The organism is Rhodococcus sp. P4_B6 (assembly GCF_056402215.1).
In genome coordinates, this window is sequence record NZ_JBFUHV010000031.1 from 14,527 (window position 1) to 30,238 (window position 15,712).

Genomic DNA, 15,712 nt, shown 5'->3' on the forward strand with positions numbered 1-15,712 from the left:
TGTCCGGTTTGCATTCCACCACACTCACACGGGTCCCGCCAGCCACTTGGACTACATCCGTCACATCGAACACTCGCGACCCGCCGGCACCGCCGGGTCAGCGGAAGAACACCGCGGCCTGGTCCGCCAGTTCCAGCGCCCCCTGCGGCAGGATTCCGAGCACCACCGTCACCACCACTCCCACCGCGATGGCGGCGGCGGTGAACATGCTGGGCACCACGATCGTCGGGGCGTCGCTCTGCGGTTCCGAGAAGAACATCAGGACGATCACCCGGACGTAGAAGAACGCCGCGATCGCGCTGCTGACGACGCCGACGAGGACGAGCGGAACGGCACCGCCCTCGATGGCGGCCTGGAAGACCGCGAACTTGCTGACGAACCCACTCGTCAAGGGGATTCCGGCGAACGCGAGCAGGAACAGGGCGAAGACCCCGCCCACCAGAGGCGAACGCCGCCCCAGCCCCGCCCAACGGGACAGGTCCGTCGCCTCGCCCCGGCTGTCCCGCACGAGTGTGACGACGGCGAACGCGCCGAGCGTGCTGAATCCGTAGGCCAGCAGATAGAACATGGTGGACGACAGACCCGCCCGGTTGGCCGCGACCAGACCGGTGAGGATGAATCCGGCGTGCGCGACCGAGGAGTACGCGAGCATCCGCTTGACGTCGTTCTGCGTGACCGCCATGACGGCACCGACCACCATGGTGAGGATGGCGACGCCCCACATCACCGGCCGCCAGTCCGCGCGGAGGTCGGGCAGCGCGACGTAGAAGATGCGCAGCATCGCCCCGACGGCCGCGACCTTGGTGGCCGCCGCCATGAACGCGGTGATCGGTGTCGGCGCACCCTGATAGACGTCGGGGATCCAGGAGTGGAACGGGACCGCGCCGATCTTGAACAGCAGTCCCACCGACAGGAGCGCGGTGCCGATCAGCGCCAGCGTCCGGTCCTCGGCGCCCTCGGCGAGCGCGTCGGCGATCCCCGGCAACGCGACGGTGCCCGCGTAGCCGTACAGCAAAGCCACCCCGAACAGGAAGAACGCCGACGAGAACGCCCCGAGCAGAAAGTATTTCATCGCGGCCTCCTGCGACAGGAGACGGCGGCGCCGCGCCAGCCCGCACAGCAGATACAGCGGCAGCGAGAGCACCTCGAGCGCCACGAACATGGTGAGGAGGTCGTTGGACGCCGGGAACAGGAGCATCCCGCCGACCGCGAACAGCGTGAGGGGAAAGACCTCGGTGTGCCCCGGGGCGTTCCTGGTGGCCTCCCGCTCGGCGACACTGCCGGGGACGGCGAACGCCTGCGGGGTGAAGGCGTCGGTTCCGCCTTCGGGCTCCGCCCCGCGGACGGCCGTGACCTCCGCGGTCGCAGCGCCGACCCCGCTGTCGACGCTCCGCTCGGCGATGATCAGGATCGCCGGGATCGAGATCAGCAGGATCGTGCCCTGGAGAAACAGCGTCGGACCGTCGACGGCCACCGCTCCCCCGACCACCGAGTCGCGGGTTCCGGCCAGCAGGACGACGGCCACGAATGCCGCGGTGAGTCCGCCGAGCGCGAGAACGAGATGGCTCGAATAGCGGCCGCGCCGGGGCAGGAACGCCTCCACGAGCACACCGGCCACAGCCACGCCGAACACGATCAACATCGGCGCCAGCTGGCCGTATTCGATGTCCGGCGCAGGCAACGGCGCGGACTGGGCGAGGACGAATTCGGAGGTACTCATCAGGGTGTGCCTCCCTCTGGGTCCTGCCCGGCGACGGTGGGGGCAGGATCGTGCTGACCGACGGTGACGAGGACGTGGCTCACCGCGGGGGTGATGACGTCCAGCACCGGCTTGGGGTAGACGCCGAGGACGAGCAGCAAGGCGATCAGCGGTGCCACGACCGCGATCTCACGGCGCACGAGATCGCGTACCGTTTCGTTGCCCTCCTTCAGCGGTCCCGTCATCATCCGCTGGTAGAGCCACAGCACGTAGATCGCCGCGAGGACGAGCGCGAGAGTCGCGACCACGGCAGCGATCTGGTACCGCGAGAACGTCCCGACCAGGACGAGGAACTCACTGATGAAGGGCGCCAGGCCCGGCAGCGACAGCGTGGCCAGCCCCGCCACGAGGAACGTGCCCGCCATCACCGGAGCGACCTTCTGCACGCCGCCGTAGTCGGCGATGAGGCGGGTGCCGCGCCGGGACACCAGGAACCCGGCGATCAGGAACAGCGCCGCGGTCGAGATGCCGTGGTTGACCATGTACAGCGTCGATCCGGCCTGCCCCTGGCTCGTCATCGCGAAAATGCCGAGGATGATGAACCCGAAGTGCGAGATCGACGTGTACGCGATCAGTCGCATCACGTCGGTCTGTCCGATGGCCAGCACCGCGCCGTAGATGATGCCGATCACCGCCAGCACCGTGACGAACGGCGCGAAGTACGCGGACGCGTCCGGGAACATCTGCAGGCAGAACCGCAGCATCCCGAACGTGCCGACCTTGTCGACGACGGCCATCATGAGCACCGCGCTGGCCGGGGTGGCTTCCACCGCCGCGCCCGGCAGCCACGTGTGGAACGGCCACAGCGGGGCCTTGACCGCGAAGGCGAACATGAACCCGAGGAACAGCGCCTTCAGCACACCGGGGTCGGCGTCCAGACCCTCCGCGACGATCACCCGGAAGTCGAAGGTGCCGCCGCCGAACGCGTCCTGGCGCGCCGTCACCACGTACAGCCCGATGACGGCCGCCAGCATGATCAGGCCGCCGAACAGGTTGTACAGCAGGAACTTCACCGCGGCATACGCCCTCCCCGCCCCGCCGAATCCTCCGATCAGGAAGTACATGGGGATGAGCATGGCCTCGAAGAAGATGTAGAAGAGCAGGACGTCGAGGGCGGTGAACGAGACGATCACCATCGCCTCGACCATCAGCGTCAGCGCCACGTACGTGTGCGCCATCCGCCGCCGGTCGTAGTCGGGAGCGGAGTCGCCGTCGTTCCACCCCGCCAGCAACAGCAGCGGCACCAGAACGGCGGTGAGGAGGACCAGGACGAGCGCGATGCCGTCGAGGCCCAGGATGTACCGGGTGCCGAAAGCCGGGATCCAGGCATGCGATTCGACGAACTGGTACTGCTCGCCGGTCGGGTCGAACCGGATCGCCAGCACGACCGCCAGGCACAGGACCACCACGGACACACCGACCGCGACCGATTTCGCAAGCGCGCGCCTGTCGACGGGCAAGGCCAGGACCACACCGGCACCGACGAGTGGCAGCACCCACAGGACCGTCAGCCACGGGAAGCCGCTCACCACAGCCTCACCAGCATCGTGGCGACCAGAAGCGCCGCACCCGCGAACATGAACAGGGCGTACGACCGGACGAACCCGGTCTGCAGACGCCGCACCCGCACCGACGTTCCGCCGACGAGCGCGGCGAACCCGTTGACGGCGCCGTCGACGCCCCGGTCGTCGACGGTCACGAGCGTTCGCGTCAACTCCTGCCCGGGACGCATCAGTGCCGCCTCGTTGAACGCGTCGCCGTACAGGTCCCGCCGGGCCGCGACGGTGAGCGCGGTGACGTCCGTCGGCGCGACGTCGGGGATCGGCTGCCGGGCGTACTGCCGGTAGGCCACCGCGACTCCCGCGAGCACCACCACCAGCGTGAGTGCGGTGATCGCCCACACGGGGAGGGCGGGCTCGCCGTGGTGGGCGCCGACGACAGGTTCCAGCCAGTGCTGGAGGGAGGAGCCGACGGCGAGCAGGGCGCCGGCGGCGACCGAACCCACCGCGAGCAGGATCATCGGTACCGTCATCACCCCTGGCGATTCGTGTGGGTGGGAATTTGGTGCCCATCGGCGGCGTCCGAAGAAGGTCATCAGCATCACCCTGGTCATGTAGAAGGCGGTGAGTCCCGCGCCGAGCAGCGTGACCGTTCCGAGGACGACGCCCTGCACGCCCTCGGCGGCGAACGCCGCTTCGATGATCTTGTCCTTGGAGAAGAAGCCGGAGAACGGCGGAATCCCGATGATGGCCAGGTATCCCAGCCCGAACGTGACGAACGTGATGGGCATGACGGTGCGCAGACCGCCGTAGCGGCGCATGTTCACCTCGTCGTTCATGCCGTGCATTACCGAGCCCGCGCCGAGGAACAGGCCGGCCTTGAAGAAGCCGTGGGTGAGCAGCAGCATGATCGCGAACGCGTACCCGGCCGGTCCGAGTCCGGCGGCCAGCACCATGTACCCGATCTGGCTCATCGTCGACGCCGCCAGCGCCTTCTTGATGTCGTCCTTCGCGCAGCCGATGATCGCGCCGAACAGCAGGGTCACCGCGCCGACGATCACGACGCCGAGCTGGGCGTTCGGCGCCAGGTCGAAGATCGCGTTGGAGCGGACGATGAGGTACACACCCGCCGTGACCATGGTCGCGGCGTGGATGAGCGCGGACACCGGTGTCGGGCCCTCCATCGCGTCGCCGAGCCAGGACTGCAGCGGGACCTGCGCCGATTTGCCGCAGGCGGCGAGCAGCAGCGCGAGCCCGATCGCGGTGAGCACGCCCTCGCTCGCGGCGTCGGTACGCGTGAACACGTCGGCGAATTCGATCGAACCGAACGTCGAGAACATGATCATGATCGCGAGGATCAGCCCCATGTCGCCGACCCGGTTGACCACGAACGCCTTCTTCGCCGCGGCCGCCGCGGACGGCTTGTACTGCCAGAACCCRATCAGCAGGTACGACGCGAGACCGACGCCCTCCCACCCGACGTACAGTCCCAGGAAATTGTCGGCCAGCACCAGCAGCAGCATCGCCGCGAGGAACAGGTTGAGGTAGGCAAAGAACCGCCTGCGCTCCGGGTCGTGCGCCATGTAACCGACCGAATAGATGTGGATCAGCGAGCCGACACCGGTGATCAGCAGCACGAAGCACACGGACAGCTGGTCGAGTTGCAGACCGAAGTCCACCTGGAGTTCGCCGACCGGCACCCAGCTGAACAGGATCTGGTGCACCACCCGGTCGGCGGCGTCCCGGCCCAGCATGTCGACGAAGAAGACGAGGCCGAGTGCGAACGAGGCCAGCGCCGTCACGCAGCCGAGGAGATGACCCCACGCATCGCTGCGCCTGCCCACCAGCAGGAGCACGGCGGCGCCGAGGAGCGGCAGAACCGGCAGTAGCCACACCGCCGACGACAGCGTTCCGCTCATGCCGCACCGCCGATCGGGGTGTCGTCGGGCAAAGTCACCTTCTCGAGGATGTGCGTCATCGGGGACCCGTCAGTTCTTGAGGAGGTTGGCGTCGTCGACGGAAGCCGAACGGCGGGAACGGAAGATGGTCATGATGATCGCCAGACCGACGACCACCTCGGCGGCCGCGACGACCATCGTGAAGAACGCGAAGACCTGCCCGTCGAGGTTGCCGTGCATCCGGGCGAACGTCACGAACGCCAGATTCGAGGCGTTGAGCATCAGTTCGATGCACATGAACACGATGATCGCGTTGCGGCGGATCAGCACCCCGGCGGCACCGATCGTGAACAGCAGCGCCGACAGGTAGAGGTAGTTCTCGGGGTTCATCGCCCACCACCGTCTTCGGTCGCGGCGGGTTCGGGGGCCGCGACGTCCGCGGTGCCCAGTGCCCGGGCGGGCATGCTCGGCCGCCGGTCGAGCGACCGGCTGACGGAGAGGTCGGAGAACGTGCCGTCGGGCAGCAACGCCGGGATGTCGACGGCGTTGTGCCGCGCGTAAACCCCGGGACTGGGTAGCGGCGTGACCCGGGCGCCCTCGCGGACACGGTCCTGGGACAGCTCGCGCTGATCCTTCCGCCGCTCGAACCGTTCCCGGTGGGCAAGCACCATGGCACCGATGGTCGCGGTGATCAGCAGGGCGCCGGTCAGTTCGAAGGCCCACACATACCGGACGAAGACGAGTTCGGCCAGCCCCTGGACGTTGCCCGCCGCGTTGGCCTGGTCGAGACCGGTGAACGCGGAGACGGACGCACTTCCGAGGCCGCCGATCAGCAGGAGACCGAATCCCAGCCCCGCGGCGATCGCAGCCACCCGCTGACCGCGCAGGTTTTCGACGAGGGATTCGGAGGAATCGACGCCGATGAGCATGAGCACGAACAGGAACAGCATCATGACCGCTCCGGTGTAGACCACGATCTGCACGACGCCGAGGAACAGCGCGCCCTGGGCGATGTAGAACACGGCCAGGATGATCATGGTCGTGGCGAGGAAGATCGCCGAGTAGACGGCTTTCGTCGCGCTGACCACTCCGAGCGCGCCGATCACGGCCACGGTCGCGAGGACCCAGAACTGCACGCCCTCGCCGGTCGAGGTCTGGGTGAAGGGTTCCGCGACCAGTTGGACCGCGGACGGCATCGTGTTCACCACGTCGGCTCTCCTCCCTCGATCACGGCCTGTCCCCCGCCGTGTCGTCCGCCTCGGACTCGTCCTGCGACGCGGGCGCCGCTCCCCCGGTCACCGTGCCGCGGTAGTAGTCCTCGGCCGTGGTTCCCGGGGCCATCGGGTGCGGCGAATCGACCATGCCGGACTCGAGCGGGGCCAGCAGCCGATCCTTCTCGTAGATCAGCCCCGCCCGGTTGTCGTCGGCCATCTCGTATTCGTTCGTCATGGTCAGCGCCCGTGTCGGGCACGCCTCGATGCACAGGCCGCACCCGATGCAGCGCAGGTAGTTGATCTGGTACACCCGGCCGTACCGCTCGCCGGGCGAGAAGCGTTCCTCGTCGGTGTTGTCGGCGCCCTCGACGAAGATGGCGTCGGCGGGGCACGCCCAGGCGCACAGTTCGCACCCGATGCACTTCTCCAGGCCGTCCGCGTACCGGTTGAGCTGATGCCTGCCGTGATAGCGGGGCGCCGTCGGCGTCTTCTCCTCCGGGTAGAACTCGGTGTTCGATTTCTTGAACATCGTGGAGAAGGTCACGCCGAATCCCGCTATGGGGCCGAGGAATTTAGTCATCGCTGTTCTCCTGAGTCGAGCCGGTGGAGGGCGCGCCGGTGACGGAGACGGGCGTGCGCCGGAACGCGGGTAGCGTCTGACCCGGCATCGGCGGAACCGGGTATCCACCGGCCATGGGGTCGAATGGTTCGAGTGTCTCCGGGGACAGTTCGGCGCGGTCGCGCGGCTCGACCGGTTTCTCTGGTGCGTGAACGCGGCCCGGACGCAGACGCTTCCACAGCAGCGCCACCACGACGAGGGCCACGACGAGGCCCGCGACGACGAGGGTGATCGTCCGGGCGTCGTAGCCGTCGTTGCGGAAGGCCCGGACGGTGGCGACGATCATGACCCACACCAGCGAGATCGGGATCAGGATCTTCCAGCCGAGACCCATGAACTGGTCGTACCGCAGCCGGGGCAGCGTGGCGCGCAACCAGACGAACACGAACAGGAAACCCCAGACCTTCAGCGTGAACCACAGCACCGGCCACCAACCGGAGTTCGCGCCGTCCCACAGACTGAGCGGGAACGGTGCGTGCCAGCCGCCGAGGAACAGGGTGGTGGCGAGCGCCGAGACGGTCACCATGTTCACGTACTCGGCGAGCATGAACATCGCGAAGCTCAGCGAGGAGTACTCGGTGTGGAACCCGCCGACCAGTTCGCCTTCGGCCTCGGGCAGGTCGAAGGGCGCCCGGTTGGTCTCACCCACCATCGAGGTGACGTAGATGAGGAACGACGGCAGCAGCAGGAAGATGTACCAGGTGTGCTCCTGGGAGGCGACGATGCCCGACGTGGACATCGTTCCTGCGTCCAGGAAGACGGCCGCGAACGACAACGCCATCGCGATTTCGTACGAGATCACCTGCGCCGTCGAGCGCAGACCTCCCAGCAGCGGGTACGTGGAGCCGGACGCCCAGCCGGCGAGCACGATGCCGTAGACGCCGATCGACGTGGCTGCGAGGACGTAGAGCACGGCCACCGGCAGGTCCGTCAGCTGTAATGGCGTGTAGTGCCCGAAGATCGACACCGCAGGGCCGAACGGGATCACCGCGAACGCCATGAACGCGGGCACCGCGGCGATGATCGGCGCGATTATGTAGATCGGCTTGTCCACACCCTTCGGGACGATCCCCTCCTTCAAGGCGAGCTTGATGCCGTCTGCGAGGCTCTGCAGCATGCCCCGCGGGCCCACCCGGTTCGGGCCGACGCGCATCTGCATCCAGGCCATGACCTTGYGTTCGGCCAGAATCGTCAGAAGCGGGGTGAGGACGAGGAACACGAAGACGGCCAGCGCCTTGCCCAGAACCAGCCACCACGGGTCGTGCCCGAACAGTGCCGGGTCGGGGTAGACGGCCGCGATCGTCACAGCGCACCTCCCGGGGCGATCCCGTTGGTGGTTGCGGCGCGGCGTACGTTCACGACGGTTCCCGCCCCGGCGGCCAGTTGGCGGTAGACCGCGGAGCCGGGCGAGTTGAGCGGCAGCCACACCACCCGATCCGGCATGTCGGTGATCACCAACGGCAACGTCACCTCGCCTCGTTCCGTCGCGACGGTGACCGGATCTCCGTCACCGGCACCCGTCTCGGCCGCCGACGCCGCGGACATCCGCACGACCGGGGTGCGCGCCGTGCCCGCCAAGTGCGGTTCCCCGTCCTGCAACCGCCCCGAGTCGAGCAGCATCCGCCACGTGGCGAGCACCGCCTCCCCCGCCCCGGGGTCCCGCCGTGGGGACTGCGGGACGTCGGGCGGATCCGGGAAGTCACCGTCCCAGGCGCCGAGCCGTTCGAGTTCCCGCCGTGCGGTCGCCGCGTCGGGAAGACCCAGCGGGACACCCATTTCGCCGGCGATCGCGTGGAGCACACGCTGATCGGGCATCGCCCCGGTGCCGCGGAGTGCGGCGTCGAAATCCCGGGTGCGGCCCTCCCAGTCGACGAAGGTGCCCGGCTTCTCCATGACCGGTGCGATGGGGAACACCACGTCCGCGCGGTCGGTGATCGCACTGTGGCGCAGTTCCAGACTCACGACGAAGCCGGCCGCGTCGACGGCCGCCGTCGCGGCCTGCGGGTCGGGGAGGTCGTCGATCTCCACACCGCCGATCACCAGCGCCCCCAGCGTCCCCGATTCGGCGGCGGCGAGGATGCTCGCGGTGTCGCGGCCCGCGGTGTCCGGTAGATCCGCGGCATTCCACACCGACGCGACCTGCCGACGGGCCTCGGGATCGCCCACCGGCCTGCCACCCGGGAGCAGTCCGGGCAGCGCGCCCGCCTCGAGTGCGCCGCGTTCACCGGCGCGTCGCGGCACCCAGGCCAGCCGGGCACCGGTGGCGTCGGCCAGCCGGACCGCGGCGGACAGTGCCCCCGGCACCGCGGCGAGCCGCTCCCCCACCACGACGACCGCACCCGGTCGGCGAAGCAACTCGGTGACCCCCGGGTCCGCATCACCCGTGCGGAGTCCGTCGAGGACCTCCGGTTCCGCATTCGGCGCGGCCCGCAGCAGTCTGCCGGACACCTTCTCGAGGCCGCGGGACGTGTACGGGGCGATCGAGTACACCGGAACGGCCTTCGTGCGCGCCGCCTTGCGCAGGCGGAGGAACACGATCGGCGACTCCTCCTCCGGCTCGAACCCGGCGAGGAGAACGATCGGCGCGGCGTCGAGATCGTCGTAGGTGACCGCGAGTCGCTGCCCCGCCACCCGGGCCGCCAGGAAGTCGGCCTCCTCACCGGAGTGTGCGCGACTGCGGAAGTCGATGTCGTTGGTGCCGAGCGCCGTTCGCGCGAATTTCGCGTAGGCGTAGGCGTCCTCCCACGTGGACCGACCACCGACGAGAACACCCGCACTGCCCCGCGCCGCGGTCAGTCCCCGCGCAGCGACGGCCAGGGCCTCCGACCAGGAGGCGGGCGCCAGCGTGCCGTCGCCGCCGCGGACCAGCGGGGTGGTGATCCGGTCGGCCTGGGTGGCGTAGGCGAACGCCCACCGCCCCTTGTCGCAATTCCATTCCTCGTTGACCTCGGGGTCGTCGCCCGCCAGCCGCCGCAACACCGTGCCCCGCCGATGATCGGTGCGCTGGGCGCAACCGCTCGCACAGTGCTCGCACACACTGGGGCTGGAGATCAGATCGAAYGGGCGGGCCCGGAACCGGTACGCGGTACCCGTCAGCGCGCCCACCGGGCAGATCTGGACGGTGTTGCCGGAGAAGTACGACTCGAACGGTTCCTTCGCGTAGATCCCGACCTGCTGCAGCGCACCCCGCTCCATCAGCTCGACGAACGGATCCCCCGCAACCTGCTGGGAGAACCGGGTGCACCGCGCGCACAGCACACACCGCTCCCGGTCCAGAAGGACCTCTGTGGACAGCGGAATCGGCTTGGGGAACGTGCGCTTGATCTCCCCGAAACGCGACTCCGCGCGCCCGTTGGACATCGCCTGATTCTGCAACGGGCACTCGCCGCCCTTGTCGCACACCGGGCAGTCCAGCGGATGATTGATCAGCAGCAACTCCATCACCCCCTTCTGCGCCTTGTCGGCGACCGGCGACGTGAGCTGGGTGTGGACAACCATGCCGTCGGTGACGGTCGTGGTGCAGGAGGCGAGCGGCTTACGCTGCCCCTCCACGTCGACGAGGCACTGACGGCAGGCGCCGACCGGATCGAGCAACGGGTGGTCGCAGAACCGCGGGATCTGAATACCGATCATCTCCGCGGCACGAATCACCAACGTGCCCTTGGGAACACTCACCTCCACCCCGTCGATGACAACGCTCACTGTGTGAGGGCTCGCTCCGCTCGCGGGCACCGGGGCTTTCACGCCCGCCCTTCCCTCGTCACTCATTCGCTGCGCTCCCTCGCTCCTCGGTCCAGACCGCGCGGCCCCGGTGCCACATCACGCGTCTACTCCAGCCATGAGCGTGGACTGATGCGGGTCGAACGGGCAGCCGCCCTGCTCGAAGTGCGCGAGGTACTCGTCGCGGAAGTACTTGATGGAGGACATGATCGGGCTCGCCGCACCGTCACCGAGAGCGCAGAACGACTTGCCGAGGATGTTGTCCGCGATGTCGAGCAACTTCTGCAGGTCCGCATCGGTCCCCTCCCCCCGCTCGAGCCGCTCCAGGATCTGCACCAGCCAATAGGTGCCCTCCCGGCAGGGCGTGCACTTGCCGCACGACTCGTGCGCATAGAACTCGGTCCAGCGGAGCACGGCGCGCACCACACACGTGGTCTCGTCGAAGATCTGCAGGGCCTTGGTGCCCAGCATCGACCCGGCGGCGCCGACACCCTCGTAGTCGAGAGCGACGTCGAGATGCTCGTCCGTGAAGATCGGCGTCGACGAACCGCCCGGCGTCCAGAACTTCAACCGATGCCCGGCGCGGACGCCGCCCGCGTACTCGAGCAACTCCCGCAACGTGATTCCCAGTGGAGCCTCGTACTGTCCGGGTGTGGTCACGTGCCCCGACAGGGAATAGAGGGTGAACCCGGGCGACTTCTCGCTGCCCATCGAGCGGAACCACTCGATACCGTTCACGATGATCGGCGGGACGCTCGCGATCGACTCGACGTTGTTGACGACGGTCGGGGACGCGTAGAGACCGGCCACCGCGGGGAACGGCGGACGCAGCCTCGGCTGGCCGCGGCGCCCCTCCAGCGAGTCGAGCAGCGCCGTCTCCTCGCCGCAGATGTACGCCCCGGCACCCGCGTGCACGACCAACTCGAGGTCGAACCCGGTACCCAGGATGTTCTTGCCTAGGTAGCCCGCCGCGTACGCCTCCGCGACCGCGGCCTGCAGCCGGCGCAGCACCGGCACCACCTCGCCGCGCACGTAGATGAAGGCGTGACCGGCGCGGATCGCGTACGCCGCGATGATGACGCCCTCCACGAGCGCGTGCGGCGTGGCCAGCATCAGCGGCATGTCCTTGCAGGTGCCCGGTTCGGACTCGTCCGCGTTGACCACGAGGTAGTGCGGCTTGTCGTCGCCCTGCGGGATGAACGACCACTTCATGCCGGTCGGGAATCCGGCACCGCCGCGACCGCGCAGACCGGCCTCCTTGACCGTCGCGATGACCTCGTCCGGCTCCATACGCAGCGCCTTCTGCAGGCCCTCGTACCCGTCGTGGCGACGGTACGTGTCGAGGGTCCAGGATTCGGGCTCGTCCCAGTAGCGGCTCAGGACCGGGGTCAGCGGCATGTCAGTCTCCCTTCCGTCCCGGGTCGGTCGCAGCCGGGTTCGTTTCGGAGGTGGAGCGATCCGGAGGCACCGTCGCCGACGGGGCAGGCGCCGGCTCGTCCTTCGTCGACTCGGCCGCCACCGCCTCGGTGTCCCGTGCCTGCGGCTCCGGGACGAGGGACGTCTCCGCCGGATCAGGCGCCGTCATCCCCCGTTCCCGCGCAACGCGCAGGCCGGCCAGTGTCGCTTCGCCTGCGGCGCCGCCCTCCTCGAGCGCACCGGGACGCTCGTCAGGGAACCCGGCGAGAATGCGGGCGGTCTCCCGGAACGTGCACAGCGTCGCGCCGCGGCTCGGCGACACCCGGGCCCCCGACCGCAGGGAATCGACGAGCGAGCGGGCCGACTCCGGGGTCTGATTGTCGAAGAACTCCCAGTTCACCATCACCACCGGGGCGTAATCGCACGCCGCGTTGCACTCGATGTGCTCCAACGTGACCTTGCCGTCCGCGGACGTGCCACCGTGCGGCAGATCGAGATGCTCCTCCAGCGCGGCGAGGATCGCGTCGCCGCCCATGACCGCGCACAACGTGTTGGTGCACACCCCCACGTAATAGTCGCCCGTCGGCTCGCGCCGGTACATCGAATAGAACGTCGCCACCGCGGCCACCTCGGCTCCGGTCAACCCGAGCCGGCCGGCACAGAATTCGACCCCCGCCGGCGTGATGCACCCGTCCTCCGCCTGAACCAGATGCAACAGCGGCAGCAGCGCGGAACGCGAATTCGGATAACGCGCGACGACGACATCGGCGTCGGCGTCGAGCCGCGCCCGTATCTCCGGCGGATACTCCTCCCGCGCACCCGGCCGCACCAGCCGGCCGTTCTCCTCCGGCCGAGGCCCGAACTCGATGAAAACAGGTGGTTGCGCCGGTGCGGTTCGCTCGGTCATCGATCCACTCCCCCCATGACGGGATCGATACTCGCGACCGCGGCAATCACATCCGCCACCATGCCGCCCTCACACGTGGCCGCCACCGACTGCAGATTCGTGAACGACGGATCCCGGAAATGCACCCGGAACGGGCGCGTGCCGCCGTCGCTCACCATGTGCACCCCGAGCTCACCCCGCGGCGACTCCACCGCCACATACACCTGGCCCGGCGGCACCCGGAAACCCTCTGTCACCAACTTGAAATGATGGATCAGCGACTCCATCGACGAATCCATGATCTCGCGGACATGCTCCGGCGAATTACCCAGACCATCCGGGCCCAACGTCAGATCCGCAGGCCACGCGATCTTCTTGTCTTCCGCCATGATCGGCCCCGGCCGCAACTTGTCGAGACACTGCTCGACGATCTTCAGCGACTCCTTCATCTCGTCGACCCGGATCAGGTAGCGGCCGTACGCGTCGCACCCGGTGTCGGTGCTGACCTCGAACTCGTAATTCTCGTACCCGCAATACGGCTGCGACTTCCGCAGATCGTGCGGCAGACCCGTCGCACGCAACATCGGACCCGTAATGCCGAGCGCCATGCACCCCGTGAGGTCGAGATACCCGATGCCCTTGGTGCGCCCTTTCCAGATCCGGTTGTCGTTCAGCAGATTTTCCATGTCCCGCAACCGCTCCGGCATCAACGTGAGCAACTCGCGGACCTTCTCCACCGCCCCTTCCGGCAGATCCTGCGACAACCCACCCGGCCGGATATACGCATGGTTCATGCGCAACCCCGTGATGAACTCGAACACATCCAGGACCAACTCACGTTCCCGGAAACCGAACAGCATCGCCGTCACCGCACCCAACTCCATCCCGCCCGTGGCCAGCGCCACCAGATGCGAGGAGATGCGGTTGAGCTCCATCAACATCACCCGGATGACACTCGCCCGCTCCGGCACCTGATCCGTGATGTCGAGCAACTTCTCCACACCGAGGCAATACGCCGTCTCATTGAAGAACGGCGACAGGTAATCCATCCGCGTCACAAACGTCACGCCCTGCGTCCACGTCCGATACTCGAGATTCTTCTCGATCCCCGTATGCAGATAGCCGATCCCGCACCGGGCCTCCGTGACCGTCTCACCCTCGATCTCCAAGATCAGCCGCAGCACCCCGTGCGTCGACGGATGCTGCGGACCCATGTTCACGACGATGCGCTCCTCACCGCTCCCCGAACCCGCGTCCTCCGACGCCGCCTTCACCGCATCGACAACCTCGTCCCAGTCCTGACCGGCAACCGTGAAAACCGTGTCCTCGCTCATCAGCTGTACCCCCGCCGCTCGTCCGGCGGCGCGATCTCCGCGCCCTTGTACTCGACGGGGATACCGCCGAGCGGATAGTCCTTCCGCTGCGGATGACCCGGCCAGTCATCCGGCATCTCGATCCGCGTCAACGACGGATGACCGTCGAACACGATCCCGAAGAAGTCGTACGTCTCCCGCTCGTGCCAATCATTCGTCGGATACACGTCGTACAACGACGGAATATGCGGATCCCCATCCGGCACCGCCACCTCCAGACGGATCCGCCGATTGTGCGTAATCGACAACAACGGATACACCGCATGCAACTCCCGGCCCGCATCCTGCGGGAAATGCACACCATTCACACCCAGACACATCTCGAACCGCAGATCCGGCTCATCCCGCAACGCACGCGCCACCGGCACCAAGAACTCGCGCCGCACACCGAACGTCACCTCACCCCGAAACACCACCACCGACTCCACCGCCACCTCGAAGCCCACCCCCGACTCCGCCAGCGCCGCCCCCAACCCATCCGCCACCTCGTCGAAATACCCGCCGAACGGCCGCGGCGTACTCCCCGGCAACAACACCGGACGCACCAACCGCCCATACCCCGACGTATCCCCACTACCCCGCACCCCGAACAAACCCTTACGCACACCGATCTGCTCTGGGACATGGCTCGCTGCGCTCGCGGGTGCCGGAGCTTGGTCGTGCGGTCTTCCCTCGTCACTCACTCGCTACGCTCCCTCGTTCCTCAGTCCAGACCGCACGGCTCCGGCACTTGCTCGGGTTGCTCCGCTCCCTCGCTGCGCGCGCCGTCACCGGAGCAGGCCCTTCATCTGGATGGTGGGGGTGGCGGCCAGCGCGGCCTGCTCAGCCGCACGCGCCACCTCCTCCCGGTGAACACCGAGCGGCATCTGCTGGATCTTCTCGTGCAGCGCGAGGATCGCGTTCAGCAGCATCTCGGGCCTCGGCGGGCACCCCGGCAAGTAGATGTCGACAGGGACGATGTGGTCGACACCCTGCACGATCGCGTAATTGTTGAACATCCCACCCGACGACGCGCACACGCCCATCGCCAGCACCCACTTCGGCTCCACCATCTGGTCGTAGATCTGCCGCAGCACCGGCGCCATCTTCTGGCTCACCCGGCCGGCGACGATCATCAGATCGGCCTGCCGGGGTGAGGCACGGAACGCCTCCATGCCGAAGCGGGCGATGTCGAAGCGTCCGCCTGCGGTGGCCATCATCTCGATCGCGCAGCACGCGAGCCCGAAACTGGCGGGCCACAGCGAGCCCTTCCGGACGTAGCCCGCAAGCCCCTCCACCGTGGTCAGCAGGAAGCCGCTCGGCAGCTTCTCCTCGATGCCCATATCCGA

General features: G+C 68.0%; 13 protein-coding genes. All 13 read right to left on the bottom strand.

Annotated elements, in window-relative coordinates:
• Window positions 1-97 precede the first annotated feature (97 nt).
• The 13 genes from nuoN to AC1DWT_RS17410 all read right to left on the bottom strand — a co-directional run bounded on the left by nuoN (window position 98) and on the right by AC1DWT_RS17410 (window position 15,706).
• A complete protein-coding gene (gene nuoN, locus AC1DWT_RS17350; protein WP_072940547.1) occupies window positions 98-1,720 on the bottom strand; it encodes an NADH-quinone oxidoreductase subunit NuoN in 1,623 nt (540 codons plus the stop codon).
• Entirely contained in the window at window positions 1,720-3,288 is a 1,569-nt protein-coding gene (locus tag AC1DWT_RS17355; RefSeq protein ID WP_179377540.1) for an NADH-quinone oxidoreductase subunit M, read from the bottom strand. The genes nuoN and AC1DWT_RS17355 overlap by 1 nt, the downstream gene beginning before the upstream one ends.
• A complete protein-coding gene (nuoL, locus tag AC1DWT_RS17360; protein WP_095861104.1) occupies window positions 3,285-5,177 on the bottom strand; it encodes an NADH-quinone oxidoreductase subunit L in 1,893 nt (630 codons plus the stop codon). The genes AC1DWT_RS17355 and nuoL overlap by 4 nt, the downstream gene beginning before the upstream one ends.
• Before the next feature lie 69 nt (window positions 5,178-5,246).
• Complete coding sequence (gene nuoK, locus AC1DWT_RS17365) at window positions 5,247-5,546, bottom strand: NADH-quinone oxidoreductase subunit NuoK (protein ID WP_005239116.1); 300 nt, start codon at window positions 5,544-5,546, stop codon at window positions 5,247-5,249.
• Window positions 5,543-6,352: an NADH-quinone oxidoreductase subunit J gene (locus AC1DWT_RS17370; RefSeq protein ID WP_276142044.1), complete on the bottom strand. Its 810-nt coding sequence runs from the start codon at window positions 6,350-6,352 to the stop codon at window positions 5,543-5,545. The genes nuoK and AC1DWT_RS17370 overlap by 4 nt, the downstream gene beginning before the upstream one ends.
• A 31-nt stretch (window positions 6,353-6,383) precedes the next feature.
• Window positions 6,384-6,950, bottom strand: a complete 567-nt coding sequence (gene nuoI, locus AC1DWT_RS17375) for an NADH-quinone oxidoreductase subunit NuoI (protein WP_072940556.1) — start codon at window positions 6,948-6,950, stop codon at window positions 6,384-6,386.
• On the bottom strand, window positions 6,943-8,295 hold the full coding sequence (gene nuoH / locus AC1DWT_RS17380) for an NADH-quinone oxidoreductase subunit NuoH (protein ID WP_477921529.1): 1,353 nt from the start codon (window positions 8,293-8,295) through the stop codon (window positions 6,943-6,945). The genes nuoI and nuoH overlap by 8 nt, the downstream gene beginning before the upstream one ends.
• Window positions 8,292-10,757 carry an NADH-quinone oxidoreductase subunit G gene (locus AC1DWT_RS17385; RefSeq protein WP_257015379.1) on the bottom strand — a complete coding sequence of 822 codons (2,466 nt, stop codon included), beginning with the start codon at window positions 10,755-10,757 and terminating at the stop codon, window positions 8,292-8,294. The genes nuoH and AC1DWT_RS17385 overlap by 4 nt, the downstream gene beginning before the upstream one ends.
• A gap of 51 nt (window positions 10,758-10,808) precedes the next feature.
• Entirely contained in the window at window positions 10,809-12,107 is a 1,299-nt protein-coding gene (nuoF, locus tag AC1DWT_RS17390) for an NADH-quinone oxidoreductase subunit NuoF (protein WP_477921532.1), read from the bottom strand.
• Window position 12,108: 1 nt separating this feature from the next.
• Entirely contained in the window at window positions 12,109-13,032 is a 924-nt protein-coding gene (nuoE, locus tag AC1DWT_RS17395; protein WP_072940567.1) for an NADH-quinone oxidoreductase subunit NuoE, read from the bottom strand.
• Window positions 13,029-14,345 carry an NADH dehydrogenase (quinone) subunit D gene (gene nuoD / locus AC1DWT_RS17400; RefSeq protein WP_072940570.1) on the bottom strand — a complete coding sequence of 439 codons (1,317 nt, stop codon included), beginning with the start codon at window positions 14,343-14,345 and terminating at the stop codon, window positions 13,029-13,031. The genes nuoE and nuoD overlap by 4 nt, the downstream gene beginning before the upstream one ends.
• Window positions 14,345-15,067: an NADH-quinone oxidoreductase subunit C gene (locus AC1DWT_RS17405; RefSeq protein WP_095861107.1), complete on the bottom strand. Its 723-nt coding sequence runs from the start codon at window positions 15,065-15,067 to the stop codon at window positions 14,345-14,347. Before AC1DWT_RS17405 ends, nuoD begins: the two co-directional genes overlap by 1 nt.
• Before the next feature lie 84 nt (window positions 15,068-15,151).
• Entirely contained in the window at window positions 15,152-15,706 is a 555-nt protein-coding gene (locus AC1DWT_RS17410) for a NuoB/complex I 20 kDa subunit family protein (RefSeq protein ID WP_005574811.1), read from the bottom strand.
• Window positions 15,707-15,712: the final 6 nt, after the last annotated feature.

Bases quoted from the DNA above. Each gene is read 5' to 3' on its own strand.
- nuoD (WP_072940570.1), bottom strand. From the start codon at position 14,345: ATGAGCGAGGACACGGTTTTCACGGTTGCCGGTCAGGACTGGGACGAG.
- nuoK (WP_005239116.1), bottom strand. From the start codon at position 5,546: ATGAACCCCGAGAACTACCTCTACCTGTCGGCGCTGCTGTTCACGATC.
- nuoI (WP_072940556.1), bottom strand. From the start codon at position 6,950: ATGACTAAATTCCTCGGCCCCATAGCGGGATTCGGCGTGACCTTCTCC.
- AC1DWT_RS17370 (WP_276142044.1), bottom strand. From the start codon at position 6,352: ATGCCGTCCGCGGTCCAACTGGTCGCGGAACCCTTCACCCAGACCTCG.
- AC1DWT_RS17410 (WP_005574811.1), bottom strand. From the start codon at position 15,706: ATGGGCATCGAGGAGAAGCTGCCGAGCGGCTTCCTGCTGACCACGGTG.
- nuoN (WP_072940547.1), bottom strand. From the start codon at position 1,720: ATGAGTACCTCCGAATTCGTCCTCGCCCAGTCCGCGCCGTTGCCTGCG.
- nuoF (WP_477921532.1), bottom strand. From the start codon at position 12,107: ATGCCGCTGACCCCGGTCCTGAGCCGCTACTGGGACGAGCCCGAATCC.
- nuoE (WP_072940567.1), bottom strand. From the start codon at position 13,032: ATGACCGAGCGAACCGCACCGGCGCAACCACCTGTTTTCATCGAGTTC.